Origin of the sequence: Bilifractor sp. HCP3S3_D3 (genome assembly GCF_052063915.1) — a bacterium.
GTDB lineage: Bacteria > Bacillota > Clostridia > Lachnospirales > Lachnospiraceae > Bilifractor.
Genome location: NZ_JBQHWP010000006.1, coordinates 1 through 26,187 on the forward strand (window position 1 = coordinate 1; position 26,187 = coordinate 26,187).

General features: G+C 50.9%; 19 protein-coding genes and 1 tRNA gene. 15 read left to right on the plus strand and 5 right to left on the minus strand.

Annotation, left to right across the window (positions count from 1 at the left end):
* Positions 1 to 535, plus strand: a 535-nt coding sequence (locus ACTNDI_RS04855; protein WP_441099629.1) for a group II intron maturase-specific domain-containing protein, incomplete at its 5' end; no start/stop codon positions are given.
* Between the two features lie 51 nt (positions 536 to 586).
* Here ACTNDI_RS04855 and ACTNDI_RS04860 read toward each other — a convergent pair.
* Complete coding sequence (locus tag ACTNDI_RS04860) at positions 587 to 3,031, minus strand: S-layer homology domain-containing protein (RefSeq protein ID WP_441099630.1); 2,445 nt, start codon at positions 3,029 to 3,031, stop codon at positions 587 to 589.
* A 634-nt stretch (positions 3,032 to 3,665) separates the two neighbouring features.
* On the opposite strand from ACTNDI_RS04860, the gene ACTNDI_RS04865 reads away from it, so the two are divergent.
* Positions 3,666 to 4,796: a pseudouridine synthase gene (locus ACTNDI_RS04865; protein ID WP_441099631.1), complete on the plus strand. Its 1,131-nt coding sequence runs from the start codon at positions 3,666 to 3,668 to the stop codon at positions 4,794 to 4,796.
* A gap of 56 nt (positions 4,797 to 4,852) precedes the next feature.
* Positions 4,853 to 7,321, plus strand: a complete 2,469-nt coding sequence (locus ACTNDI_RS04870; RefSeq protein ID WP_441099632.1) for a hypothetical protein — start codon at positions 4,853 to 4,855, stop codon at positions 7,319 to 7,321.
* 199 nt (positions 7,322 to 7,520) lie between these two features.
* Here the strand turns inward: ACTNDI_RS04870 and rd are convergent, their stop codons facing one another.
* Positions 7,521 to 7,682, minus strand: a complete 162-nt coding sequence (gene rd / locus ACTNDI_RS04875) for a rubredoxin (protein ID WP_441099633.1) — start codon at positions 7,680 to 7,682, stop codon at positions 7,521 to 7,523.
* Between the two features lie 349 nt (positions 7,683 to 8,031).
* On the opposite strand from rd, the gene hisA reads away from it, so the two are divergent.
* The 5 genes from hisA (at position 8,032) to ACTNDI_RS04900 (ending at position 14,942) form a co-directional block, all read left to right on the plus strand.
* Positions 8,032 to 8,874: a phosphoribosylformimino-5-aminoimidazole carboxamide ribotide isomerase gene (gene hisA, locus ACTNDI_RS04880; RefSeq protein WP_441099634.1), complete on the plus strand. Its 843-nt coding sequence runs from the start codon at positions 8,032 to 8,034 to the stop codon at positions 8,872 to 8,874.
* 209 nt (positions 8,875 to 9,083) lie between these two features.
* Positions 9,084 to 9,893 (plus strand): methyltetrahydrofolate cobalamin methyltransferase, encoded by an 810-nt coding sequence (locus tag ACTNDI_RS04885; RefSeq protein WP_441099635.1) that lies wholly within the window; start codon positions 9,084 to 9,086, stop codon positions 9,891 to 9,893.
* Between the two features lie 206 nt (positions 9,894 to 10,099).
* Positions 10,100 to 10,741: a cobalamin B12-binding domain-containing protein gene (locus tag ACTNDI_RS04890; RefSeq protein ID WP_441099636.1), complete on the plus strand. Its 642-nt coding sequence runs from the start codon at positions 10,100 to 10,102 to the stop codon at positions 10,739 to 10,741.
* A 145-nt stretch (positions 10,742 to 10,886) separates the two neighbouring features.
* Complete coding sequence (locus ACTNDI_RS04895; RefSeq protein WP_441099637.1) at positions 10,887 to 12,671, plus strand: ASKHA domain-containing protein; 1,785 nt, start codon at positions 10,887 to 10,889, stop codon at positions 12,669 to 12,671.
* Positions 12,672 to 12,770: 99 nt separating this feature from the next.
* Positions 12,771 to 14,942: a hydantoinase/oxoprolinase family protein gene (locus tag ACTNDI_RS04900; protein ID WP_441099638.1), complete on the plus strand. Its 2,172-nt coding sequence runs from the start codon at positions 12,771 to 12,773 to the stop codon at positions 14,940 to 14,942.
* A 55-nt stretch (positions 14,943 to 14,997) separates the two neighbouring features.
* Here ACTNDI_RS04900 and ACTNDI_RS04905 read toward each other — a convergent pair whose 3' ends face one another.
* Complete coding sequence (locus ACTNDI_RS04905; protein ID WP_441099639.1) at positions 14,998 to 16,851, minus strand: sensor histidine kinase; 1,854 nt, start codon at positions 16,849 to 16,851, stop codon at positions 14,998 to 15,000.
* Positions 16,848 to 18,383 (minus strand): response regulator transcription factor, encoded by a 1,536-nt coding sequence (locus ACTNDI_RS04910; protein ID WP_441099759.1) that lies wholly within the window; start codon positions 18,381 to 18,383, stop codon positions 16,848 to 16,850. Before ACTNDI_RS04910 ends, ACTNDI_RS04905 begins: the two co-directional genes overlap by 4 nt.
* Between ACTNDI_RS04910 and ACTNDI_RS04915 the strand changes: the two genes are divergently transcribed.
* From ACTNDI_RS04915 to ACTNDI_RS04935, 5 genes are all read left to right on the plus strand, one after another.
* Complete coding sequence (locus tag ACTNDI_RS04915) at positions 18,276 to 18,554, plus strand: hypothetical protein (protein ID WP_441099640.1); 279 nt, start codon at positions 18,276 to 18,278, stop codon at positions 18,552 to 18,554. The genes ACTNDI_RS04910 and ACTNDI_RS04915 overlap by 108 nt on opposite strands.
* A 54-nt stretch (positions 18,555 to 18,608) precedes the next feature.
* The gene (locus ACTNDI_RS04920; RefSeq protein ID WP_441099641.1) at positions 18,609 to 20,135 is read left to right on the plus strand and encodes a sugar ABC transporter ATP-binding protein; all 1,527 of its coding nucleotides are present in this window, start codon (positions 18,609 to 18,611) and stop codon (positions 20,133 to 20,135) included.
* Positions 20,135 to 21,121 carry an ABC transporter permease gene (locus ACTNDI_RS04925; protein ID WP_441099642.1) on the plus strand — a complete coding sequence of 329 codons (987 nt, stop codon included), beginning with the start codon at positions 20,135 to 20,137 and terminating at the stop codon, positions 21,119 to 21,121. The genes ACTNDI_RS04920 and ACTNDI_RS04925 overlap by 1 nt, the downstream gene beginning before the upstream one ends.
* Before the next feature lie 2 nt (positions 21,122 to 21,123).
* Positions 21,124 to 22,134 carry an ABC transporter permease gene (locus ACTNDI_RS04930; RefSeq protein ID WP_441099643.1) on the plus strand — a complete coding sequence of 337 codons (1,011 nt, stop codon included), beginning with the start codon at positions 21,124 to 21,126 and terminating at the stop codon, positions 22,132 to 22,134.
* A gap of 305 nt (positions 22,135 to 22,439) precedes the next feature.
* Positions 22,440 to 23,636 (plus strand): substrate-binding domain-containing protein, encoded by a 1,197-nt coding sequence (locus ACTNDI_RS04935; protein WP_441099644.1) that lies wholly within the window; start codon positions 22,440 to 22,442, stop codon positions 23,634 to 23,636.
* A gap of 174 nt (positions 23,637 to 23,810) precedes the next feature.
* On the opposite strand, the gene ACTNDI_RS04940 is transcribed toward ACTNDI_RS04935, so the two are convergent.
* Positions 23,811 to 23,898 (minus strand) — tRNA-Ser (locus ACTNDI_RS04940).
* Positions 23,899 to 24,150: 252 nt separating this feature from the next.
* Here ACTNDI_RS04940 and ACTNDI_RS04945 point away from each other — a divergent pair.
* Together ACTNDI_RS04945 and ACTNDI_RS04950 are read left to right on the plus strand one after the other, a co-directional pair.
* The gene (locus ACTNDI_RS04945) at positions 24,151 to 25,488 is read left to right on the plus strand and encodes a glutamine synthetase family protein (RefSeq protein ID WP_441099645.1); all 1,338 of its coding nucleotides are present in this window, start codon (positions 24,151 to 24,153) and stop codon (positions 25,486 to 25,488) included.
* A gap of 41 nt (positions 25,489 to 25,529) precedes the next feature.
* The gene (locus ACTNDI_RS04950; RefSeq protein WP_441099646.1) at positions 25,530 to 26,078 is read left to right on the plus strand and encodes an ANTAR domain-containing response regulator; all 549 of its coding nucleotides are present in this window, start codon (positions 25,530 to 25,532) and stop codon (positions 26,076 to 26,078) included.
* Positions 26,079 to 26,187: the final 109 nt, after the last annotated feature.

Below are 26,187 nucleotides of genomic sequence, written 5' to 3' on the forward strand. Positions count from 1 at the left end.
CAGCGTGTTTGCAATCCGAAATTTTAAATTCCTTGGCTTTGCATTGGGAAGGAACGGTAGTGGCATTTATGTCAGGGTTCATCCAAAGTCATGGAAGAAGTTCAAGTCAAAACTGAAAGATTTATCTTCCCGTAAGTCTGTACGGTCCATCAAGCCGAGCCTTGCGAAAATCAAGGTATATGCGAGAGGATGGCTTAACTACTATGGTATAGCAAGCATGAAGAACAACATAGATGAAATCAACAAATGGCTCTATCACAGAATACGTATGTGTATATGGAAACAATGGAAGAAACCCAAGACAAAGGTGCGAAATCTGATTAAGATGGGTGTACCCGAGGACTTAGCATGGCAGGCTGGGAACAGCCGAAGAGGCCATTGGTTCACGACGCATACAGTCGCAGTCAATATGGCTATGACAAAAGAAAGACTGATAAACAGTGGCTTCTATGATTTAGCCACGGCCTATCAGTCTGTGCACGTTATCTCAACTATTGAAAGCGCCGTATACCGAACGGTACGTACGGTGTTGTGAGAGGACGGCGGTTAGTCACCGCCTCCTACTCGATTTACTCGGACGTCACTGTTATTTCATGAGCTGGTCCGATTGATTTGATCTGAAAAGGAAAGTAACGCCCTGTGCTCTTGTACATGGATCATCAGGGCCAAACTTGCCATTCTGATATCCCTGGGTAACGTCGACAGCGGATGCCCATGTAACCGCCTTGGAGTAATAGGAACTCTCCTTAACATCAGAAAATGTTGAGGATGACGGAATACTCTTCTCGTCAATATTTCCAAATTTTATTCCGGCTCTGCACAGGAATGTCACCATCTGCCCACGGGTCACCGGCTGTTCAGGACTGAACTTGTTGCCACCTGTACCTTGTGTTATCCCGTTTGCAGCTGCCCATGCTATAGGTTCAGTATAATAGCTCACGCCCACATCCGAGAAAGGATTGTTGTATTTCCTGTCTGTACCATAATGTTCCCCGGATTTTTCTGACATATTCTGGTAATACCTGTACAGGAACGTGATCATCTGGCCGCGGCTTATCGTACTGGATGGAGAGAATAACTTCATGGTGTATGGATTGCCTTTGCTATCGACAACGTCTTTCTGTCCCGTGCCGCTTGTAATGCCGTAATAGCTCGCCCAGTATACCGGCTCATAGTAATAAGCTGAGGAATCATAAACATCGCCAAAACCTGCCTTGTCAAATTTATCCTTTCTGCTAAAGTCGCCTATGGCGGTAACATCGCAGGTTGCCAATACACCAGTTTCAACAGAAGTAACTGTCAATTGTGCGGTTCCTTCAGCATCCGCCCATAAGGTAATTGTGTGATCGTCATCAACACTTGCAAAAATATGATTACTACCTTTAATGGAACAGGTAACCTTCTGGTTGATAGCATCGGAAGGCTCCATGACTGCTTTGATCTTTGCCGTCCCTCCATTATTGTAGGGCGTAATTTTCACGGTTTGCGCACTCAGAGATATGGATTGAACGGAATCAGCCGAGGAATTATGAATATCGTCAATGTTTTCGCTGTCAGATTTATCCTTATTACTGAAGTCGCCCACCGCAGTAACTTTGCAGGTTGCCGATACACCAGTTTCAACAGAAGTAACTGTTAATTGCGCAGTTCCTTCAGCATCCGCCCATAAGGTAATTGTGTGATCGTCATCAACACTTGCAAAAATATGATTGCTGCCTTTAATGGAACAGGTAATCTTCTGATTGACAGCATTTGAGGGCTTCATGACTATTTTGATCTTTGCCGTTCCTTTGCCAGCGGAGGGAGTAATTTTCACGGTTTGTGCACTCAGAGATATGGATTCAACCGAGGCACTCGAACCCGTAAATTTCAGTTTTGCCGTATCGATGCCAGTATCCGAAGAGTTCATTATACTGGCGTAATCCTCAGTCATTACCTTTCCCGAATAGGCAGTTCCTGTAGTATTGTCAGCACATGTGTCGGCAAACATCTGATAAAAAGGATAATTCTCTGGATTCTGCGTATAATAGTTTGCTGACTCTTTCTCCTTGCTTTGAATTTTTTTCAGGGCAGCTGAAAAATCAAAGGATGAAAGATCCAGAGACGTCAGGCTGCTGCAACCCTTGAACATAGAATTCATGTCGTCCACATGCGATGTATCAAAAGAAGACAGATCCAGAGACGTCAGACTGTTGCAGCCCCGAAACATGCCGTTTAGCATACCATTAATACCCGATATATCAAAAGAAGACAGATCCAGAGACGTTAGACTGCTACAGCCATCGAACATATAAGCCATTGAATTCACTTTCGATGTATTAAAAGAAGAGAGATCCAAGGAGGTAAGACTACTGCAGTCCCGGAACATAACACTCATTTCTTCTACATTTGAAGTGTCAAAGGAAGATAAGTTCAGTGACTTCAGACCGCTGCAACCATTAAACATCCTGGCCATATCTCTGATGCTGCCGGTCGTGAATTTTGACAGATCCAGGGTTGTAACAGAGGCAAGCACATTTCTGTTTATGCTATCAAGAAAATAGCTATAGCTTCCTACAACTATTCTGCTGAGATCACAGTTCTGGAAATGATCGACGCCGGAAGTGCCAACGCCAACACCGCCGTTTGGTGTTGGATCCGGAAGCGGATCGCCGGGACTCCAGGTGATCGTATTTCCATCCGGCGCCATACCGGTATAGCTCATATTCTGACTAATCGCCTCTATAAAATCCGGTTTAATCCGTACATGTACAATTTTACCCCAGTAAAGATTATCTTCACTAGCTATCTCATTTGGGTCAGATATCTTGTTGATGAAAGCTTGATAATCGTCAGGTGTTCCTTCATCATTTAATATATCACTTCCTTTTTCCACATTGATATCATATAGATAGAATCCATTTTGTGCGAATACCAGATCTGTAAATTGGCCTCCTGCTCTTACTGTTACAGTCGTTAACAGCAAGCCAATAGTCAATGCCAGAACTATTCCTGCAATTCGGAAAAACTGTTTGCTCCATTTTCTTACCATACGAGTTCCCCCTTTTCTTGGATATTCGGACGAGTGTATTACCGTGCCGTTCTGTCCGACTTCTTCTTTTTTGATACAGCACCGGCATATTTTTTATCTCGCTCTTGTGAGATGAAAAATATCGAATTGATATAACAATATTATCAAATATATGAATGCATTACAACTGGATTATTGTAATGATGTAAAAATTAATATAAATATAACGAATTATCATACGATATTCATTTGATATCAAAACATTCAAATATCAACTACTAAGTCCGTTGTATTGGAATTCCTCTACTATTTTCCCGATCGTATTGATGTAGCATGGGATAGGGACCTTCCTTCTTCCCGGGTTTTTCTAGGTCGTTCTTCGGTCCTTCCTTGATTGCCTTGCAGGTCTTTTTATCAGCTCTTGTAAATGCTGCCACATTGCGATAACTGGCATGTTTTTATATTATCAGCCGTGTCTTTTTGTGTAGATAAGGCGGGATGTCTTGGTGTATAATTCAAATCATGATATGAGGTTATGGTAACGGAAGAGGATGAGACATGGACTCTACGGTAACGAAACCAAAGATACACGATCTCATGAATAAAGCAATTCCCTTTTGATTAGGTAACAGAAACGAATGGGACAGAAGGCCAGATGATCAGAATTCTCAGAGAAACGGAAAATTATATAGCGGTAAGAAAACCTGCTGGCATGGCGACGCAGTCGGGGAAACTGGGGCAGATGGATCTGATGAATGAGCTTCTGAATGAGCTTGCGGCCAGACAGCGCAAGGAGAGACGCATACAGGGGAGGACACGGCCGTCCCGGGCTCCGTATCTGGCGGTGATCAATCGTCTCGATCAGCCTGTGGAAGGGATCGTTCTCTTCGCGAAAAATCCGAAGGCTGCGGCGAAGCTCTCGGAGATGCTGAGAAATCACGAGATCCGCAAGGAGTATCTGGCTGTTGTATATCTGACGAAGGAGAGCGGTTCTGTCGGCAGGATCGATATGGCTGGAGAGGTCGGAACAGATGAGAGGACCTGCCCGAACGGTGACATTGTAATGGATGAGGGGATGGATCCGGCCGGTGACACCGGAATGGATGACGGGATCGGGCCGCTTGACGGGAAATGGCATCAGCTTTCAGATTTCATGCACAGCGACGGCAGAAGCAACCGATCTGAGATTGTCGAAGAGGGAGTACCGGGCGCGCAGAGGGCAGTTCTGAAGTACAGAATTCTGAAGATTTCCGTGGCGACTCAGGCAGGAACAGGTCGCGGGCAGGAGTTGGATTGCGGAAGAAACGCAGCATCCCGGAGTGGTGAAAGACGCGGGCAGGAGTTGGACTGCGGAAGAAACGCGGCATCCCGGAGTGGCGAAAGTCGCGGGGAGGAGCGGATCTTCGGGAAGACAGGAGCAGACCGTGCCGGTGATGACCCCGGGACAAGAAAGGGGGCACCGGAGAGCCCGGCCGACGTTTATGAGTTCGGCACGAAGAAGGCACTGCTGGAGATTGATCTTGGCACGGGCAGGCATCATCAGATCCGGCTGCAGCTTTCTCACGCGGGAATGCCGATTGTGGGAGACCGGAAATACGGTGTTGAGAGCTGCCGGGAGGTGGAACACACGAAAAAACGATGGGGAGAGCATGGAAATTTTCCAGCTCTGTGTGCGTTCCGTCTGATCTTTACCGATCCGTGGAGCAAAGCTCAGACAGAGATTCGGGCACTGCCGGAGGGGGAGAATTTCAGGGGCTTTGGGGAGATCCGACTGGAGGAGATCTGATCTGCCGTCGTATGCGATATATGTAAAATTAAATTCAGGGGAGCATCGCAGGATTTATGAAGAAAGCTATTCGTGTTTTTTTAATACTGCTGGTGATTTTCGTGGCGGGGGTGATTGTGTTTTCGCTGCAGATCAACCGCAGGCAGGAGCCGGAGAATACTGAGGAGGCAACGGGGCCGACGCTTCCGGTCGTCTTCATGGAGATTGACGGAACGGATGTGAACGAGATGTTCGGGGTGCGCGGAAATCTGCAGGAAACCTCGGAGAGGGACTCGGTCACTCCGCTTCCATCTTCGAAGAAACTGTCGTTCCGTATAGATCCGAAGGAATCAGAGATAACGGGAGTAAGTTATGAGATTTCGTCCATCGCGGATGAGAGTCTGGTGGAGAACGGAGAAATCACGGATCAGAAGACCGGAGAGGATGGCTCGGTCACTGCTTCTTTTACGGCAAATTCGAACCTCCGGTCAGGCCAGGAATATATGCTCTGCATCGACCTGAAGCTGAAGAACGGTGATGATGTCCGATATTACACAAGACTAGTGCAGGGCAGCGGTATTGACTTCAGCGGATATCTGAAATTTGTCAGTGATTTCGGAACGATGTGTCTGGATAAGAACAATCAGGACACACTTGCGGGCTATCTGGAAACAGACGACAGCGGTACCTCAGGGGATTTTACGAATGTGGATATTACATCCGATACGGATACCGTTACCTGGGGAGACCTCTCGCCGTCTATGGTAACGGAGGCTGTGCCGGTAATCTGCGAGTGCAATACGACTACGGTCAGCATGGAAGCGGATTACATCATCAGTTCGAAGGACAGCGAAGGGCAGACGGAGTACTATAAGGTAAAAGATTTCTACCGCATGAAATACGCGGACGGCACGACAAATATCTCACTGCTGAACTTCAAGAGGACGGCAGCGCTGATCTTCGACAGCAGCCTTCCGGTTCTGACAGACAGCGGGCTTTTGCTCGGCGTTCAGGACAGCAGCATATCCTATGCGTCCAGTGAGACGGGAAATATTGCTGTTTTTGCGGAAAACGGTGATCTCTGGTCGTACAATACGGAAACCGGAGCGTTGAGCTGTCTTTTTTCCTTCCGTGAAAAAGCAAACGGGACCTATACTTTTGATGACCGCACGGAAAATGAGCAGCATGACTTTGCGATTGAAAATGTGTCAGAAAACGGGGACGTCACCTTTGTGCTGTACGGCTATATGCCGTCCGGAGCGCATGAGGGACGGATGGGGGCCGCCGTATTTACGTATTCGGCGAACACGGATATATCAGAGGAGAGGATGTTTATTCCTCTCAATCAGAGCTACGATGTGCTGAAACGAAATATTTCCCGGCTGTCCTATGTGAGCAGCAAGGATGAACTGTACCTGTTTCTCGGGACGGAGCTGTGCAAGATTAACCTTACGGACGGGTCGTACGACGTGGTGCAGGATACCATTGACAGTAGCGGATTCGCGTCGTCGGATTCGCAGCAGGTGGTCGCATGGCTTGACGGTGACAATGAAGGAGGATCGAAGACTGCGACAATGCTCGATCTGGAGAGTGGAAAGTCACTGCAGATACCGGCACCGGACGGGGAGGCCATTGTTTCCTGCGGCTTTGTGGACAATGATTATGTGTACGGGCTGGTTAAGGATGAGGATGTGGTTACCGGAAGTGACGGCACAATTACGTGTGGAATGTATCGTCTTGTCATTGAGGATATCAACGGAACGGTCAAGAAGGATTACCAGAAGGAGAATCAGTATGTCACCGCGGTGTCAGAGGAGCATGACGCACTCGCACTCAGGCTGTCTACATTGTCCGACGGTACCTACCGGGATGCGGGAACGGACCGCATCGTAAAGAATGGACAGGAAGATACTGGTGTTGGCCTAAGCACCACGACCGACAGCCGGACGGGGCAGGAGAAGGTGCTTACTCTCGGAAGTGGTTCCGCTGAAAAAATCACACAGAAGAGTGCGGAGATTCTCTATACAAAAGCGGGGTCCGAGACTATTCTGGAGTGGCCGGAGTCGGATCAGAACCTGTATTCTGTATATGGGTTTGGAACGCTGCAGGGGATATACAGCAGCGCGAACCGGGCAATCGCGGCGGCGGATGGTGTGTCGGGACTGGTGCTCGACAGCGCACAGAGATATGTGTGGGTCAGAGGAGACTGGCCGTCTTCCTATACAATTGATACCGCGACGATTCCGAAGGGGTTCCTGGAGCTTGCGTATGATTCGGATGCGCTTGGAAATCTGCTCGGGTCCGGATATACTGTGCTGAATCTGTCGGGATGTACGCGTGAGGAGCTGTACTATCAGCTTTCAAAGGGTTATCCGGTGCTCGCAAAGGTTTCAGACAGCAGTGTATATTATGTGATCGGGTATGACGAGTATAATATCTGGATTTATGATAAAACAAGCGGGAAGGCAAAGGCGGTAGCTACAGATGATGCGGATGCGCTTTTCAAGAAGAATTCGTATCAGTTCCTGAGCTATATTGCCGCCTGAGTAAGACTATTCGCATTCAGGCTCTTACACACGCTTTGCGTGTGACGAGCCTGTCTGCGTTTTCGAAGAGCTGTTCAGACTGTGATATGTATAAGCTTATACATAAAAAAGCCGTCTCAGGTGTCCGGAGATCCGGACAAGACCTGAAATGGCTTTTCCAATGTCATGATATATGTCGGACTGGTTCGCCGGAGCGATATCAGTCAACCGGGGAGAAGTCCTCCTTGCCGGCGCCGCAGATCGGGCATACCCAGTCATCGGGGAGATCCTCAAATGCTGTTCCGGGAGCGATTCCGTTGTCCGGATCTCCTTCTGCAGGATCATATACATATCCACAAGGACCACATTCATACTTTTGCATAGCTAATACCATCCCTTCTGTAATTTGAATAAGTTGATTTGTGAAAAATTCCTTCCGGAAATCCGGCGAAGAAAGTTTCTTGATCATGATTGCATTATATTATGAAGGAGTTAGGTTTGACAAGGCAAAACGGATATTTCATGTGGACAGTAACTGTCCGGCGGATTTTGAAGGTACAAAATAGAGAAGGGTGAAGGCCTATCGGTCTGAAGGGGGCTCAGCCGCAAAACTAAATTGTCTGAGGAGGCTCAGCCGCAAAACTAAAATGTCTCAGGGGTTGAGCCGCAAAACGACATTGTCTCAGGGGGGGCATCCACAAAACAAAAGTGACAAGAAAGGAAGTATTCTCATGGAGTTTCGGCCGTGCATCGACATACACAATGGAAAAGTAAAGCAGATTGTTGGAGGGACGCTGAAGGATGCGGGGGATTTCGCCGCGGAAAACTTTGTGTCCGAACAGGATGCCGCATTCTACGCGAGGCTGTACCGGCAGTACGGGCTTCGGAACGGGCATATTATCCTGCTGAACCCGCCGTCCTCAGAATACTATCAGGCAACACTGAGACAGGCGGAGGCCGCGCTTGCGGCATGGCCGGGAGGACTGCAGATCGGAGGCGGTGTCAATGCCGAGAATGCGGCTCGTTTTCTGGAAAAGGGAGCGAGTCATGTCATCGTTACATCTTATGTCTTTCGTGACGGAAAAGTTTCCATGGACCGGCTCGGACGACTGGTGTCTGCCGCGGGAAAGGAACACCTTGTCCTGGATCTCAGCTGCCGGAAAAAGGACGGCAGGTATTATATCGTGACGGACCGCTGGCAGAAATTTACGGACGTGGAAGTGACCATTGATTCTCTTTGCGAATTTGCAAAGTACTGCGATGAGTTCCTGATTCATGCGGCGGATGTCGAGGGCAGGGCGATGGGAGTCGAACGGGAGCTGGTGGATATTCTTGCGAAGGCATCGGAGAGAATTTCCGGGGCTATTCCGGATCCGCATGGAGATGGAACGAAAAAGATTTTTCCCATTACATATGCCGGGGGCGTGGGAAGCTTTGAGGATCTTCGCTGGCTGAAACTGGAGGGAAAGGATTGTATCAATGTGACGATTGGAAGCGCTCTGGATCTGTTCGGAGGCAGTATGAATTTTGAGAGGGTTCTCCGTACATGTGGACAAGATACAGCTTCAGAATGACGGAAAAACCGGAGATAATGAGATAAAACGCATGAATTTGTGCAAAAGCTTACAAAAAATGCCGACAATATAGCATAAATTTTTACGTGTATTTTTAATTCATTGTATACATTGAACAATAGGGTGTTATACTGAATCTATACTCATCTGCGTGTTCTGGCGGAAAGGAAGACGCGATGATTGGATAGTATGTTTAGGAGGGTATTACAATGATAATTATCGGAGAGAAGATCAACGGATCGATTCCTGCAGTCGCGGAAGCGATCAAGAATCGTGACGCAGATGAAATCAAGCGCCGTGCGCTGATTCAGGCGAATGCGAGAGCAGATTATATTGACTGCTGCGCGTCCGTTCCGGAAGCGGAGGAGGTAGAGACACTGAAATGGATGATCGACTGCATTCAGGAAGTTACGGATGTTCCGATTGCGGTTGACAGTCCGAGCCCCAGAGTCCTGAAGGAGATATTCCCGTACTGCAAGAAGCCCGGAATCATCAATTCCGTTTCCGGAGAAGGCGACAAGATTGACATTCTCTTCCCGGCGATTGCCGATACGAAATGGGAAGTTATCGCACTGTGCAGTGACGATACTGGAATTCCCAAGACGGCGGATGACAGACTCAGAGTTTTCCATCATATCATGGATGAGGCGAAGAAATACAACATTGCTCCGAGCCGTATCCATATTGATCCGCTGATCGAGATGCTTTGCACGTCCGAGGATGGAATCGGGATGGTGGAGAGCGTTATGCAGACGATTCGCAGCGAGTATCCGAGCATTCATATTACCGGCGCTGTAAGTAATATTTCCTTCAATCTCCCGGCAAGGAAGCTTGTCAATATCGGATTTACGGTTCTGGCTATGAAGGCAGGACTTGACAGCGCGATCTTCGATCCGACGAACCGGGATCTTCTGGGAGTTATCTTCGCAACCGAGGCGCTTCTCGGCAACGATGAGTACTGCATGGAGTATATTGAAGGATTCCGTGATGGACTGTACGGACCGAAACCGAAGGCATAAGAAACGGGTTAAACGCATATTGCTTCAAGAGGATGTACAGGCGGCAGAAATGTTGGAAAAACTGCCATAAGAAACGGATTACACGCACATACCCTCAGGAGGGGCACCACAACATGATATTCATTTCACAGACATCCTTGCGGAAAAGGAAATCTGTGATTGCGGAATGAATATAAATAAATTATTTAAAAGCGGAGGATTTTACAATGGGAAGTATCGAAGAAGTTGCTAATCTGGTTGAGCATGGACGTTCCAAGAAGGTTCCGGCTGCAGTTCAGGCTGCTCTGGATGAGGGAATTGATCCGAACGACATTCTGCAGAAGGGTATGATCGATACCATGGGTATCGTCGGAGAGAAGTTCAAGAACAATGAGATCTTCGTTCCGGAGATGCTGGTAGCTGCAAAAGCAATGAAGGCAGGCGTAGAGGTTCTGAAACCGCATCTTGCAACAGGAGCGGCAGGCAAGCTCGGCAAGGTCATCATTGCTACGGTAGCCGGCGACCTTCATGACATCGGCAAGAACCTTGTTGCGATGATGATCGAGTCCGCCGGATTTACAGTAATTGATCTGGGTGTTGACGTGCAGATCGACAAGATCATCGAGGCGGTCAATGAGAATCCGGATACAAAGATTGTTGCGCTGTCTGCCCTGCTGACAACCACAATGCCGTCGCTGAGAGATACTGTTGCCGCACTGAACGGCGCTCCGTTCCGCAGCAACATCAAGATTATGGTCGGCGGTGCTCCGATTACGCAGGAATTCGCGGATGAGATCGGCGCAGACGGATATTCCGAGGATGCTGCATCGGCTGCTGAGCTTGCGAAGAAGCTGGTTGGCGCAGAATAATTTCATAAGAACAGGTATATGGGCCGGCGCATGGGGAAGCTTGTATGCGTCGGCTCTTTTTCTGTTAGAGATAAAGATCTGTAAAGATCCGTAAAAGCGGGATGGCCGGGGATGCCGGCAGATTTTTTATAAGAGGTGATGGTTCATGGCAGAAAAATACAGAATATGTTTTCGGCCGCAGAACAAGGAAATAGAGGCCGATGCGGGAATGACCATTCTGGAGGCGGAGAGAATGGCGGGTCTGGAGCCGGACGCGCCCTGCGGCGGCTGCGGCAAGTGCGGAAAATGCAGAGTGGATATCCTGAAGGGAAAGAGAACCGGAGTGGTTCTGGCATGTCAGACCCGGATCGACAGCAGCATGACGGTAGATACGATGTATCAGGAAAAGGTCCGGAAAATACTGTCCGAGGGACTGACCAGGGAGGTACCGGTGGAGCCGGGAGCTTTTCCGGGAGAAGATCAGGCAGAGGTGAAGGCCGAAGGGAGAGAAGAATCCGGTGTTCCGTTCTTCCTGATGGCCTTTGATATCGGCACGACGACGGTTGTAGGATATCTTCTGGACGGGCATACCGGACGGACGCTTTCCGTTGCCAGCCGGATGAATCCGCAGCATGCGTTTGGCGCCGATGTGATTTCCAGAGCGAATTATGTGCTGGAACACGGAGAAGAGGGGAGCCGGGAGCTGAGAACATGCATTGTGAAAGCCATGAACGATTTGATCCGTGAGGCAGCGGAAAGCGCTGGGGTTCAGGTGGAGGATGTTCTGCAGACGGCTGTGGTCGGAAATACCTGTATGCATCATCTCTTCCTCGGGATATCTCCGGACAGCCTTGTGCACGCTCCCTATGTTCCAGCAGTGCGGAAGGGAATGATCCTGACGGCGGAGGAAACGGGACTGAGGTTCGGGCCCTGCTGTTCAATGGGGGAAAAGACAGGGGAAATCCCTGTATTTGAGCTTGAAAAGGAAACTCTGGCGAATAAAGACAGCGGAAAGCGCTTCCTGATCAGCCGGGACATGAGACGCGCGGACAGCATTCATGAGAAACAGGGAGTTGTCCTGCTCCTTCCGAATATTGCGGGATTTGTCGGAGCGGATACGATTGGCTGTATGGTATCGGCGGCCTTTGACCGGCTGGAGGAGCTGACTCTGATGGTGGACATCGGGACCAATGGAGAGATGGTTCTGGGAGATCAGAAAAAAATGCTTACGACCTCTACGGCTGCCGGACCTGCCTTTGAAGGCGCGAAAATTGAGTGCGGCATGCGGGGAGCAGATGGCGCGGTGAGTCATCTGCGGGAGTCGGACGATGGTTTTTCTCTGGAGGTCGTCGGAGATGTGAAGCCTGTCGGCATCTGTGGTTCCGGTCTGATTGACGCGCTTGCCTTTCTGATCCGCCATGGCTTTATCAATAATTACGGCGCTTTTCGTGATCCGGAGGACCTGGAGGATCCTCTGGCATGCAGGCTGAAGGACAGGTTGATCACCGTTCATGGACAGCCTGCCTTTCTGCTCGTCAGAGGCGAGGACAGCGCAGACGGCGGAGAGATCTATCTGACACAGAAGGACGTGAGGGAGGTTCAGCTGGCCAAGGGAGCGATTGCGGCAGGAATACAGATTCTGACGGAAAAACTGGGAAAGAAGACCGGAGAGATCCGGCACGTTTTTCTTGCGGGAGCCTTCGGAAACTATATGGATTCCGGGAGTGCCTGTGAGATCGGAATGATACCCTATGAGCTGCGGGACAGAATCACGGCGGTGGGGAATGCCGCCGGAGAGGGCGCAAAGCTTGCGGCGGTGAACCGGGGAGAGTTTGAGTATGCCTGCAGGCTGTCAGAGGAAACCGAATTCATTGAGCTTGCCTCAGAGAGCAGCTTTCAGGACGTTTTTGTAGACAAGCTGGAGTTCGAGCGCGCAGTGGAAGACGAATAAGAGCAGCGGCAATGAAGGAAAATGTGAAGGAAGAAAATGTCCGGGATCGGTTGATGACGGATTTCGCAAAGAAAAGACAGAGAAGGAATTTTTCAGGATATGATCGGAATAGGAATAGATACCGGCGGAACCTATACGGATATTGTCGTATATGACATGGGAAGCGGCAAGGTACTCGGATCGGGGAAGACCCCGACGACGAAGGACCATCTGGAGGTGTGCATTCTCAAGGCATTGGACAGCATGGATCAGAGCTATATCCACCAGGCGGAGCTTCTGGCGCTTTCCACGACGCTCGCGACAAATGCCTGTCTGGAGAATAAGGGAGGAAGGGCGAAGTGCCTGATGATCGGCATGAATCCGGAATCGATGAGCAATCTGGACCAGGTATATGGATCATACGGGTTCCGGGATCTGAAGGAGCTGGTCTTCATTGATGGGAAGCCGGAGCATTTATTTGAGAAACCGGAGGATCCGGACTGGGAGGAACTGAAGGAGAAGGGACCGGAGTGGTTCCGGGGCTGCCGGGCGGTGGGAATCACGCAGATCTATCCGGATGCAAACGGCGGACGATTTGAGCAGGAAGCGGAAAAAATCCTGAAGAAAGAGGGATTTCAGGTTACGACAGCATGGAATATGTTCCATGATGTGGATGTGCTGCGAAGAGGTGCCGGCACACTTCTGAATGCGCGATTGATTCCGATTATTTCGGACTTTCTGGACGCCGTGCGCAGAGCGCTGTCGGAACGGCATCTGAAGATGCCGATCGCGATCGTCGCGGGAAATGGAAATCAGATGGCTGAGGCGGTCGCGTGTGAGAGACCGGTGGAAACGCTGCTGTCCGGGCCGGCGGCAAGTGCGGTCGGCGGGAGTGTGATCTCGGGAGAGCCGGACGGGATTCTCGTGGACATGGGCGGTACAACGACGGATATCGCGCTGATCCGCGAGGGAGAGCCGGTGCTGGCGGATCATGGGATCTCGATCGGGCAGTGGAGAACCACGGTCAAGGGGCTGTATGTCGATACGACTTTGCTCGGCGGAGACAGCGAGGTTTTATTTGAAAACGGCCGCATTCTCCTTGGGAAGGAGCGGGTGATACCGCTTTCAGCTCTGGTGCAGATGTTCCCGGCACAGAAGGAGCAGATCATCCACAGGCTTCATGCGCTGGCGGAATCCGGCAAAAAACACACGCGGATGCTTCATGAATTTCTGGTGCTGCAGAATAATATTCTGGCTGATCCGGATCTTCGGGACCGGTATACGCCGGAGGAGATCCGGATCTGCGAGGTCCTGCGGAACGGACCGCTGATTTTGGAGGATTTTGCGGAAGCTGCCGGAGAAAGCGTGTACAAGCCGGGAACGGAGCGGCTGGAGGCGGAAGGCGTGATCATGCGCAGCGGCCTGACTCCGACGGATATGATGGTTCTGAAGGGAGACATCGATCTGTACGGAGAAGATTCTGCAAGAGCGGTTCGCGAGGCAGTGCGTTTCCTGATCCAGAATACGGATCCGGAATATTATCGAATGTCAGGGCGCGGGAAGACCGCATATCCGATGCGCGATCATGGCGCAGATGCAGAGGATGAAAAAAAGACAGCCGAGACCGGAAAGTCTGCAGAGACGGGGCCGGAGGAGGCAGTGGCGGACGAGGTATATCGCCTGGTAGAGAAGAAGATGTACCGCAGAATCGTGGAGATTCTGATGGCACAGCAGCATCCGGGGCAGCGGCGTTACCTGGAACAGGACGGGGTGAAGAAGATGATCGACTGGTCGTTTGAGGAAGCCAGGAGAGGCGGCGCAGAGGACTGGGCGGGAATGAGAATTCATACGGACCTGCCGATCATCGGCGTCGGCGCGCCGGTGCATATCTTTCTCCCGACCGTTGCAAAATACCTTGGGACGAGAGCAGTCATCCATCCTTACGCCGGCGTTGCCAATGCGCTGGGAGCGATTGCCGGGAAGGTTTCCGCGAGAGTCAGCATTCATGTGAAGGCGGATTATCAGGGTGCGGTTCCGGACGGATTCTCGGTGACCGATGGTAAGGGAAAACATAAATTTGAACATTATGAGGATGCGGAGCAATATGCGGAGAAAACCGCAAGAGAGCAGGCGGCAGAGGAAGCGTGCCGCCAGGGGGCCGGAGAGAATCCGGAGATCCGGATTCTGAAGCGGCAGATACGGACATCATCGGCAGTCGGTCCGGAAGTCTTCTTTGAGACGGTAGTGGAGGCTGTCGCTTCCGGGCGGTTCCAGGTTTCCGGGAGATCGTAAATTATGTCCCGTTACCTGGCTTTAATAGTTTAAAAATTGATTGGGCGACGGAAATCTAGCCTTTCCCCGTTTTTGGAGGCAGCTGAGCCGGATCGGTGTATGCGGGGATCCGGATTTCAACCTCGGTTCCCTGGCCCGGAGTGCTGGAATAGCGGAGCCCGTAGTCCTCACCGTAGAGAATCTGCAGACGGCGGTGTGTGTTGAAGATGGCGATTTGGTTTCCCTTACCGGAGGATGGTATTTTTCCGGTGAGCAGATCACCGATCTTCTCCGGCGGGATGCCGACGCCGTCATCCGAGAGAAGCAGAATCATGGTTCCGTTTTCGATCCATCCGGTCAGTACGATCGTTCCCTTCCGGCTTTCTTTTTCGAGAATGCCGTGCAGGATGCTGTTCTCGACAATCGGCTGAAGGGTCAGCCGGGGAATCCGATTTTCCATCATAGAATCCGGCACGTCCACGACGAAGTCGATGCCGTTGTCGAAGCGCATGTTCTGAAGGCGCACGTAGATTGAGGCATGTTCGATCTCCTCTTCCAGGACGCCGACGGAATCCTTGCGGCTGAGCGTAAGACGGTAAAATCTGGAGAGATCGCGGACAGCCTGATTGATTTCCCTTGTCCGTCCCTGCTGCGCCATCCAGTTGATCATTTCCATGGTGTTGTACAGAAAATGAGGATTGATCTGTGCCTGCAGAGAGCGGAACTCGGCGATCCGGAGCTCCTCGGACTGTTTCTGCTGTTTCTCCATCAGATTGTTGATCTGCCTTGCCATGTAGTTGTAAGAGTCGACCAGATCACCGATTTCATCATTTTCGGTCGGAGAATTCATGGGGACTGGCGGCCCGTTCTTAACCCTGCTCATCTGCCGGCTGACGGCGCTGATCCGGTCCGTGAAGGAGCGGGACAGGAAGTAGGCGAGAAAAATGGCGATGACGGCAGTCGCGGACCAGATCGTGACAAGCTTCAGCCAGTACATCATGGTCGTCCGGCGGAGAGGTGCGGAAGGCGTGATGCTCACCAGAAACCAGTCCGCCGCGGGAAGATAATAGTATGAGACATAGACTGTCTCGCCGAGGACCTTTTTTTCCAGGAACCCATTTGAACTCATCAGATTATTCTGGATGCTGCTGTAATTCATATAATAGATGCCGGAGAGCCTGGAATTTGTGGTTGTGACCATGGCATCTCTTTCATTTGTGATATAGGAGACGCCTCCCTCCGGTGTCGGGTGTCCGGTCAGAATCTCCCGGAGAGTATCGGAGTGAAAATAGCAGGCTACGTAGCACCTTGTGATGGTTCCGGAAGAATCCCTGACAGAGGCCGGGTGAATATAGGCGCAGTCTCCCAGGTCGTTTTTCTCGGAGACACCAAGGTACAGAGGGGGGCAGAACAGCTCCGATGGGTGCGTGCTGTAAAAAATGCCGTACCAGTAGGTCGCCGTTATGTCGTGCATGGAGGCGAAGACGCTGTTTCCCGCAGAGAAAACGCGGCTGTCCTTCGGGAGATCGACATAGATCCGGATTGCCGACACGCCGTTTGAAGAGAGATATCTGGAGAGACCGCTCGAGAATGCGGCGGCATCCTCCGAGGTCAGGGCATCCGGGACAGAGGTATCGATGGTCTCTGAAAATACACTGTTGTAGAACCGGTTGGTTCTGATCTGATCGTAGACATCGATGACGCTGCGGATCCGCTGCTGAAGCATAGGGGCGGATGCGGCGGTCTCAATCTGCTCCTGACGGAGAGTGTCGGAGGTGATCAGCTGATACAGTCTCGTGGAGAAAAAAATCCCCGCGACGATCATCGGAATCGCCACCGCAAGCATAATCGTCAGAAATAATTTGTACTGGATTTTCAAATCTCCGTAGAGATGGGAAAATCTGGTATTTTTTTTGCATTCTTTTTTCAAAGGGAACACCTGCTCTCCCGGTACTCGGATGGGGACTGGCCGGAATATTTCTTGAAGGCCTTTCCGAAGTAGTTGCTGTCATTATATCCGACGCGCGCGGCAATGTCGGATATATTGTTCCGGGGATCCGCGAGCAGCTCCTTCGCTCTCTCCAGGCGGAATTCCGTAAGATACTGGTTGAGGGTCTGCCCGGTCTCGTTCTTGAACACCGTGCATGCGTAGGATGCGGACAGAGACGCATACCCGCTGATTTCCTTTGTGGAAAGCATCGGATTGCTGTAGTGGCGGCTGATATATTCCTTGATCAGATAGACCGAGGAATTCATCGGAACATAGTTCTCCACATCGTTCAGGAAATCGTTGATGGTCTTCTTCAGCATGTCGTGGAGTTCCGGATACGAAAAACAGCGGTTGAGGGAATCCAGGGTGTTGTCAAAGCTGTTCTGGGTGCCGGAACCCGGGAGCTGGCGCTGCCTTCTCTGTGTGAAGACGGCATCGAGGAGCCGGTAGTACAGGGTCTGGATATTCCCCCGTATCAGAGCGGGGTTCTCGAAGACAGCCTGATACAGCCTTTCCATGAGTTCCTCCAGAATGACGCGGGAGGGATTCCTCAGAGCCTTGGTCAGCTCTTCGTAGATTGTCTCCGGGTTTTCCCGGGAGGGGAAAACTGACTCCGGATCGCTGCAGAGAACTGTCCTATTATTATAGAAGAAACTGCTCTGCAGACGGATGGCGGCGGAACTGTAGGAATCGTAAAGCTTCTGAATTCCGCTTACGATCTGTCCGGCAGACAGATACCAGTTGTCCGTGTCGATATGACAGGAGAGGAAATCCGTGACCGTCCGGACCGTGTTCAGAGTGAACGAGTTTTTCCGGAACAGATGGAAGACAAACAGGTTTGGTTTCTTTTCGGCGGCGATCACATGAAGATGCAGCTGACGCGCAAAATCATGGAGCAGCTTCTGAAGGCGGGAGAAAAAATCGGGGCTCAGGTCAACCTGTTCGTCTGTCTGCAGGAGAACGGTAAAGGCAGCGTGAAACAGGTCGACAGACCCGTAGCGTGTACAGTACTTCCGGCTCAGATCCTCTACGGATTTACGCGAAGAGGGGTACGGCATCGTCAGGCAGAGCGCCAGATGAGCGGCGGAAATGGAATCTGTGATGCTCTCCGCGTTTTTGGTCTGTTCAATGGTGTGATAGCGCTCGATGGAGGTTCTGACCGTCTCTTCCACCTCGCGGATATCCAGAGGCTTTTCCACATAATTCACAGCCTGAAGGCGAATGGCGGCCTTCAGGTACTCTTTGTCGGTATAACCGCTCATGAAAATGAAGACTGTGTCAGGCATGAGCGTATGAATCCGTTCCATCATTTCAATTCCGGACATCCGGGGCATCCGCACATCACTCAGGATGATTTCCGGTTTATGAACGGAGGCCTGATGGAGCCCCTCCAGACCGTCTCCGGCGACATAGACCTCGTCGATGCCGAGCCGGATCCAGTCGATGGAGGAGGTCAGTCCCGTGCGGGTCAGATTTTCGTCGTCTACAATCAGAAGTTTAATGGTGATACCTCCCTGAAAAACGCAAGAGTGTGGTTTTTGTTCGTGTTTTCGTTTAAATCAACAATATACAAACATATGATAGCACGGAATGAATCAGATTCGGAAAAAATATTACCCGATTCCATAAAAAATTCCTCTTAAAGCATACTCTGGTCCGATGCTATACTTCTTTCATATGGAAAGGAGGACAAGAGCGTGTCAGAGGATTTGATTCTGGAACTTAAAGGTATTACCAAGATTTTCCCCGGTGTGAAAGCGCTGAATAACGTGCAGTTTCAGCTCCGCCGCGGAGAAGTACATGCTCTGATGGGAGAGAACGGAGCGGGCAAATCTACGTTCATCAAGGTTATCACAGGTGTTCATGCGGCAGAAGAGGGCCACATGTACCTGAACGGCAAGGAGGTGCATTTCAAAGGGCCGAAGGATGCTCTGTCAGCAGGTATTGCTGCCGTTTATCAGCATCCGACGACTTATCCGACGCTGAGTGTCACCGAGAATATTTTTATCGGTCATGAATTTATTAAGCACGGGATGATCCAGTGGAGACAGATGAATCAGGAGGCCAAAAGGCTTCTCGACCGTCTCGACGCGGATTTCAAGCCGAGCGACGAGATGGGAACGCTTTCGGTAGCTCAGCAGCAGATGGTTGAGATTGCCAAGGCACTTTCCACAAACGCCAAGATCATCATTCTCGATGAGCCGACGGCGGCGCTTACGGCAAATGAGTCCGAGAAGCTGTACCGGATCGTGGATCAGCTCAGAGAAGAGGGAGTTTCCATTATCTTCATCTCGCACCGCATGGAGGACATGTACCGGCTTGCTTCAAGAGTTACCGTATTCCGTGATTCCCAGTACATCGGAACCTATGATGTAGACAAGATCACCGAGGCGGATCTGATCAAGGCGATGGTCGGACGTGAGATCTCGGATATGTATCCGAAGCCGGAGGTGAAAATCGGTGAAGAGGTATTCCGCATTGAGGGAATGAGCCGTACAGGATATTTCAAGGATGTATCTCTGAATATTCATGCCGGAGAGATTGTGGGACTGACCGGTCTGGTCGGCGCGGGACGTACAGAGACCATGGAAGCGGTATGCGGCATCACAAAGCCGGATGCCGGCAAGGTATTCGTCAATGGAAAAGAGGTTCATATCAAGAATCCTGCGGATGCGATGAAGGAAGGAATCGTCCTTCTTCCGGAGGATCGTCAGAAACAGGGCCTGATCCTCAGCTGGGGGCTTGGGGACAACGTCATTCTTCCAGTGCAGGATGAGCTTGCAAAGGGACCCTTCAAGGTAAAGAACGAATCGAAGGAGCGGGAGCTCGCGAAGAAGTACCTGGAAGAGGTTGATACAAAGGCAGTGACGATCTTTGATCCGGGCAGCAGCCTGTCCGGTGGAAATCAGCAGAAGGTCGTGGTTGCGAAGGCACTTGTTCAGGATAATATGAAGGTGCTGATCATGGATGAGCCGACCAAGGGCGTTGATGTCGGCGCGAAGGCAGAGATTTACAGCATCATGGGAGATCTGGCGAAGAAGGGATATGCGATTCTTCTGATTTCCTCCGAGATGGCAGAGATCCTGGGCATGAGCGATCGGATTTACACGATGTGCAAGGGCCGGATTACCGGATGCCTCGATATCAATGAGGCTTCTCAGGAAAGCCTTCTGGAGCTTTCCATGGAAAACAGCAGGACTACCGGGAAGGAGGCAGTTAAATAATGAATCAGAAAAAATCATTATGGAAAATCATCACCGGTTCCCGTGAAGTCAGCCTGCTGCTGATCCTCATTGTGATGCTGGTTATCGTTCAGATTCTCAGCCGGGGCACATTCCTGACGCCGACGAACATCGGACAGATCTTCCGGAATAATGCGCTGACCATGCTGATGGCGCTCGGTATGCTCTGTGTCATGCTTACCGCCGGCATTGATATCTCGATTACTTCAACGCTTGCTTTTACCGGAATGATCATCGGAATGCTGCAGAAGAGAGCAGGATTCACCAATACACTGGTTCTGTTCCTGCTGGCCGCGCTGATCGGTATCGCCTGTGGTTTCCTGAACGGACTGATCATTTCAAAGGGCCATCTGGCACCGATTATCTGTACGATGGGCTTCATGTATATCTGGCGTGGACTTGCCTATGTGGTATCCAACAACCAGTGGGCATCCGGCGCGGACGTGGCAAAATTCGCCGAGTTCGGAAAGGACGGATCGGTCGGCCCGTACATTGTTCTGATTGTCGCCTATGTTGTCTTCTTCGTCGTCATGAAATGGACGACCTTTGGACGCCGCATCTATGCGGTCGGCTCGAATGCCGATGCCGCACGGGTGTCCGGTATTAATGTAGACCGCGTTCTGATTCAGGTCTACACGATGATGGGTCTTCTGGCAGGAATTGCCGGTGCCCTCTCGGTATCCATCTATGCTTCCGCACAGCCGAACATGCAGTACGGAAAAGAAATGGATGTTATCGCGGCCTGCGTCATCGGCGGCACATCCATGAACGGCGGCCGCGGATCAGTTGTGGGAACCTTCCTCGGAGCCCTGTTCTACGCGGTTCTCGCAAAGGCACTTCCGCTGGTCGGCCTGGATTCCATCTGGCAGAACCTGATCAAGGGTGTCGTGGTACTGGCCGTTGTTCTTATTAACGTACTGACGCAGCGCACGATGGACAGAGCCGCACTGGAAAGAAGGGAGATGTAATCATGGCAGGAAAATCAGGAAGAACCATAGATGCCACCCCGAAGACCAGTATTAAGAGCAAAGTCTTAAGCTGGGAGAGTGGCCTGATCGTTATTTTTATCGCAGTATTGATTTTCGGATCGATTGTCTCCAAGAGCTTCACCTTTTCCAATGTTCTCCGTGAGATGCCGAAATATCTGTCGGAACTGTTCATGATGTACGCGATGGGATTCATCCTTGTCATCGCTGAAATCGATATTTCTGTCGGAGCCATTGTGTGTCTGGCCGGAACAATGACCTGCTTCGCAAACCGGGCGGGAGCACCGCTGATCGTACAGATTATCGTCTGCATCGGCGTAGGATTCCTCTGCGGCAGCCTGAACGGAGTGATCGCGACGCATTTCCAGGAGCTGCCGACCATGATCATCACGCTCGGCACCCAGATCATCTTCCGCGGAATCGCGGAGGTATCCATGGGCAGCGGCGGATCGATATCTCTGTCAGATCCGATGGGATTCTCAAAAATCGGAGGCATGGTCGGACCGTTTCCGATTGCCTTCTTCCTTATTATTATCACAGCGATCATCTTTATCTTCATCCTGTCCAGGACAACATTCGGACGGAAGATGTACGCGGTCGGATCCAACCGTACGGCAGCTCTGTACGCGGGAATCCCGGTTCAGAAGATCCGTCAGATCTGCTTTACGCTGGTAGGCACCATGGCAGGTATCTGTGCGCTGTTCCTTCTTGCGACCTCCTTCGGAGCCAATACCACAACCGGACAGGGCTTTGAGATGGACGTCATCGCAATGTGCGTATTTGGCGGCATCGCCACCACCGGCGGCAAGGGAAATCTCGTCGGCGCGACGATCGCGGGATTCACCATCGTATGTCTCCGCATCGCCCTCGGACAGCTGAACATGAGCGGCCAGACGATTCTGGTCATCATCGGTATCCTGCTGATTGTGTCTGCCCTTATTCCGGGAATCAATCAGTCTATAAAGAACAGAAGAAAAACGATTGCGGCGAAATGAGAATCGCATCGGGTCCTATACGCGCGCTTCGCGACGAGCTCCGGAGCCGCGCCCGAATGATATGGACCAACAGGACGGGTTCATACGGGGCTTTGCGACAGGTGAGCTGTTTGCGATTTCGAGGAGCCTGCATCGTTGGATTGTACCTTTTTTCTAAAAATATTACCATTTCAAGAAAAAAATGGTGATGTTACACTTAATCTACAGTCAGAAATCACAGGAGGTTTCTGATGGGGGTAACCGGTCGGCGAGACCGGAAACAGCAAATGGTCGATGAGACCAGAATGATTCAGGAGGGTTTAACAATGAAAAAACAGGTAGTTAGCGTAGTACTGACGGCCGCTATGGCAGCCGGACTGTTAGCGGGATGCGGAAGCAGCACATCTACTTCCACCAGCAGCAAGTCATCCTCAGGCAGTTCTGCTTCCTCGGCAAGCACATCATCCACAGCAGGCACTTCATCCGCGAGCAGCGCAGCTGCTTCTTCCAGCAGTGCTGAGGCCGTTGCCTCCACATCCGGGGCAGCCGGCGGAGTCGGTGATGTATCCGGCACCTATGCACTGGTTCCGAAGTCAGCCGGAAACCCGTTCAACGAGAGAGAAGCTTCCGGATTCCAGGATGCTCTGAAGGCACTGGGATGCTCTGATGACCAGATCATCGTATCTTATCCGGATAATGCCACTGCTGATGCGCAGATCACAGTTATCCAGTCTCTGATCTCACAGGGTGTAAGCTCCATCGCGGTTGCGGCAAATGACGCAAGCGCTCTTGACGCGGCACTGAAGCAGGCATCTGACGCCGGAATCAAGGTATGCACCCTCGACTCCGATGTTGACGCTGATTATCGTTCTGTATTCTGCAACCAGGCCGGCGTTAAGGAAATCGCGCAGGCTCTTATGGACGCAGTTTATGATATCTCCGGCGGCTCCGGCGAGTACGCGATTCTTTCCGCTACCTCTCAGGCGACAAACCAGAACGCATGGATCGCCGCGATGAAAGAGATCGCTGAGTCCGATGACAAATATGCGGATCTGAAGCTTGACGAGATCGCATACGGCGATGATGAGGCTCAGAAGTCCACAGACCAGACACAGGCTCTTCTGACCAAATATCCGGATCTGAAGGTTATCTGCTCCCCGACAACCGTAGGTATCGCTGCAGCAGCAAAGGTTCTTCAGGACCAGAAGTCTTCTGTAAAGCTTACCGGACTTGGACTTCCGTCTGAGATGAAAGAGTACATCGGTGACGATGATTCTCATTCCTGCCCGTACATGTTCCTGTGGAACCCGATTGACCTCGGCGCTCTGGCAGCATATGCTTCCGTAGCTCTGGTTAACGGCTCCATGACCGGCGCTGTAGGCGACACCTTCTCCGCAGGAGATCTGAACGATGGCAATCCGTATGAGATTACCGCAAACGCTGACGGTGCTTCTGAGGTTATCCTTGGACAGCCGTTCAAGTTCGATCCGAGCAACATCGAAGAGTGGGCAGAGGTTTACTAAATCGCAAACTGACACGCCGCATTCAAAACGCGGCATAAAAGTATAGAAACGAAACCGGCATCCGAAAGGGTGCCGGTTTTGTGATAAAGGGATTATCAAAGTAGGATAAGCGAAGGTGTTTATCAGAACATGAAAAAGACCTGCCCGGATCACCGGACAGGTCTTTTTAAGAAGCGGAGATGAAGGGAGTTGAACCCTTGCGCCGGTTACCCGACCTATCGCATTTCGAGTGCGACCTCTTCGGCCACTTGAGTACATCTCCGTATTTGATCTGCGGGAAGCTCACTGTAAAGGACATGAGCCAAACCCACTGTGTAACATCACTATTCTAGCAGAGACAGGACAGCACTTCAAGGACTTTTTGAATATTCCATCGTTTTACAACTTGTAATGCAAATTTAGAACGGATATGATATAAATTAAGTATTTGAAAGCGCACGGCTGAACGCTATGATGCATACTGTTAATTGCAGATAAACTGTATGGAACGGACAGGTTCCGGGAAAGGGTATATATGGGCAAGTATACGAAGCAGGATATTTTCAGGATCGTAGAGGAAGAGGATGTAGAGTTTATCCGTCTTCAGTTCACCGATATCTTCGGCATGCCGAAAAATCTGGCAATTACCGCAAGCCACCTGGAGCAGGCACTCAACAATGGATGCACCTTCGAGGCATCTGCCATCGGAGGTATCCGGGACGGGGCGGAGGAGCTGTATCTGTACCCGGATCTTGATACGTTTGAAATCTATCCGTGGAGACCTCAGACAGGAAAGGTTGCCCGGATGTACTGCGATATTTACACAGAAGAGGGAGAGCCTTTTGCAGGCGACTGCCGTCAGGTGCTCAAAAGAGTTCTGAAGGAAGCGGCTGACATGGGCCTGAGGTTCGAGATCCGTCCGGAACAGGAATTTTTCCTGTTTCATACCGATGACGAAGGGCATCCGACAACGACAACACATGAGATCGCCGGGTTTTACGATGTAGCTCCGCTCGATCTGGCGGAGAATGTGCGCAGAGATATTATCCTCACGCTGGAAGAGATGGACTTTGAGGTGCTCGGTTCTCATCACGAGATTTCACCGGCACAGCATGAGATTGATTTTGCGGAGGGACGCGCGGACCGGATCGCTGACGACGTAGTGACTTTCCGGATGGTGGTGAAGACCATAGCCAAAAAGCATGGCCTCTATGCAACCTTCCTGCCGAAACCAACGGAGGGGGTCAACGGATCCGGAATGCACATCAATATTATCTGCCGGGATCTGCTTGGCAAGAATCTCTTTGCGGATGAAACCGGAAGCGGAGACCTGTCAGAAACCGGTCAGCAGTTCGTGGCGGGTCTTCTGGCACACAGCAAATCGATCACGCTGTTCACAAATCCAATTGTAAACTCCTATAAGAGACTGATTCCCGGTTTTGACGCGCCTACGCAGATCGCGTGGTCAGATAATCTGGCGAATCGCTCGGCAGTGATCAATGTGCCCCATCGCAAGGGAAATAATGCCCGCATCGAGTACAGAAGCCCCGATGGAGTCTGCAATCCTTATCTGGCATTTGCGGTCATCCTGGCAGCCGGCCTGGACGGCATCCGGAACAGGATGAAGGCGCCGGAGAAGGCGGATGTCCGTCTGTCCGGAAAATCAAGGTGGGAGCTGAAGAATATGCATCTTGATACTCTGCCGGAGACACTGGGAGAGGCAATGGAATATTCGGATAAGGATCCCATGATCCGTGAAGTTCTGGGCGATTTTATCTATGACGGCTTTAAGGAGAAGAAGCTTGGCGAATGGAGAGACTTCCGTTCGGTTATCACAAACTGGGAGCTTCAGACCTATCTTGGCAGATACTGACTCTTCGGCTGTGTATTTTTGGATGATTTGAGGATATGTGATTGCGAAGTATTATTGTTGCTTATTCCAAGCTGGAAGATGCTAAGAAAATACGGGCAATTCTGGTTCGTCATGGATTGAATGTTAACGGCGTATGTACAACGGTAGACCGGGCCATCTCGCTGGCAGGTACTCTGTACGGCGGGGTTGTGATCTGCGGTTATCGGCTTGCCGATGGCATATATCTCGATCTCGCCGAGGGCATCCCGGACAGCTTTCAGATCCTTCTGGTAACCTCTCCGCGAAATGTCGATGACGAGGTTCTCCCCGCCAACACGGTTTACCTGCCGACACCCTTAAAGGTGCATGAGCTTCTCCAGACGCTTTCTCCGATGCTGGGTGAGGTCCCGCAGAGGAGAAAAAAGGACAAGCCGGTTCCCAGAAATGAAGAGGATCAGAAAAAGATTGATCAGGCGAAGGAAATCCTTATGGCAAGGAACCATATGACGGAACCAGAGGCCCACCGGTATCTGCAGAAATGCGCGATGGATTCCGGCACAAAGATTGTGGAGACGGCTGAGATGGTGATTCTGCTCGCGAGCCCGGGCTGATTGTGAAGATGAGCGAAGTCAGCACGGATGTCGATTCAGGCTTTGTAAAGAAACGGTGTCTTTTTTGGGTAAAAGATATTAAAAAAATTAAAAGAATGCGTCGATTTCA

Bases quoted from the DNA above. Each gene is read 5' to 3' on its own strand.
- hisA (WP_441099634.1), top strand. From the start codon at position 8,032: ATGGAGTTTCGGCCGTGCATCGACATACACAATGGAAAAGTAAAGCAG.
- ACTNDI_RS04945 (WP_441099645.1), top strand. From the start codon at position 24,151: ATGGGCAAGTATACGAAGCAGGATATTTTCAGGATCGTAGAGGAAGAG.
- ACTNDI_RS04935 (WP_441099644.1), top strand. From the start codon at position 22,440: ATGAAAAAACAGGTAGTTAGCGTAGTACTGACGGCCGCTATGGCAGCC.
- ACTNDI_RS04890 (WP_441099636.1), top strand. From the start codon at position 10,100: ATGGGAAGTATCGAAGAAGTTGCTAATCTGGTTGAGCATGGACGTTCC.
- ACTNDI_RS04895 (WP_441099637.1), top strand. From the start codon at position 10,887: ATGGCAGAAAAATACAGAATATGTTTTCGGCCGCAGAACAAGGAAATA.
- ACTNDI_RS04870 (WP_441099632.1), top strand. From the start codon at position 4,853: ATGAAGAAAGCTATTCGTGTTTTTTTAATACTGCTGGTGATTTTCGTG.
- ACTNDI_RS04865 (WP_441099631.1), top strand. From the start codon at position 3,666: ATGATCAGAATTCTCAGAGAAACGGAAAATTATATAGCGGTAAGAAAA.
- ACTNDI_RS04860 (WP_441099630.1), bottom strand. From the start codon at position 3,031: ATGGTAAGAAAATGGAGCAAACAGTTTTTCCGAATTGCAGGAATAGTT.
- rd (WP_441099633.1), bottom strand. From the start codon at position 7,682: ATGCAAAAGTATGAATGTGGTCCTTGTGGATATGTATATGATCCTGCA.
- ACTNDI_RS04900 (WP_441099638.1), top strand. From the start codon at position 12,771: ATGATCGGAATAGGAATAGATACCGGCGGAACCTATACGGATATTGTC.
- ACTNDI_RS04915 (WP_441099640.1), top strand. From the start codon at position 18,276: ATGAACGGAGGCCTGATGGAGCCCCTCCAGACCGTCTCCGGCGACATA.
- ACTNDI_RS04885 (WP_441099635.1), top strand. From the start codon at position 9,084: ATGATAATTATCGGAGAGAAGATCAACGGATCGATTCCTGCAGTCGCG.
- ACTNDI_RS04925 (WP_441099642.1), top strand. From the start codon at position 20,135: ATGAATCAGAAAAAATCATTATGGAAAATCATCACCGGTTCCCGTGAA.
- ACTNDI_RS04930 (WP_441099643.1), top strand. From the start codon at position 21,124: ATGGCAGGAAAATCAGGAAGAACCATAGATGCCACCCCGAAGACCAGT.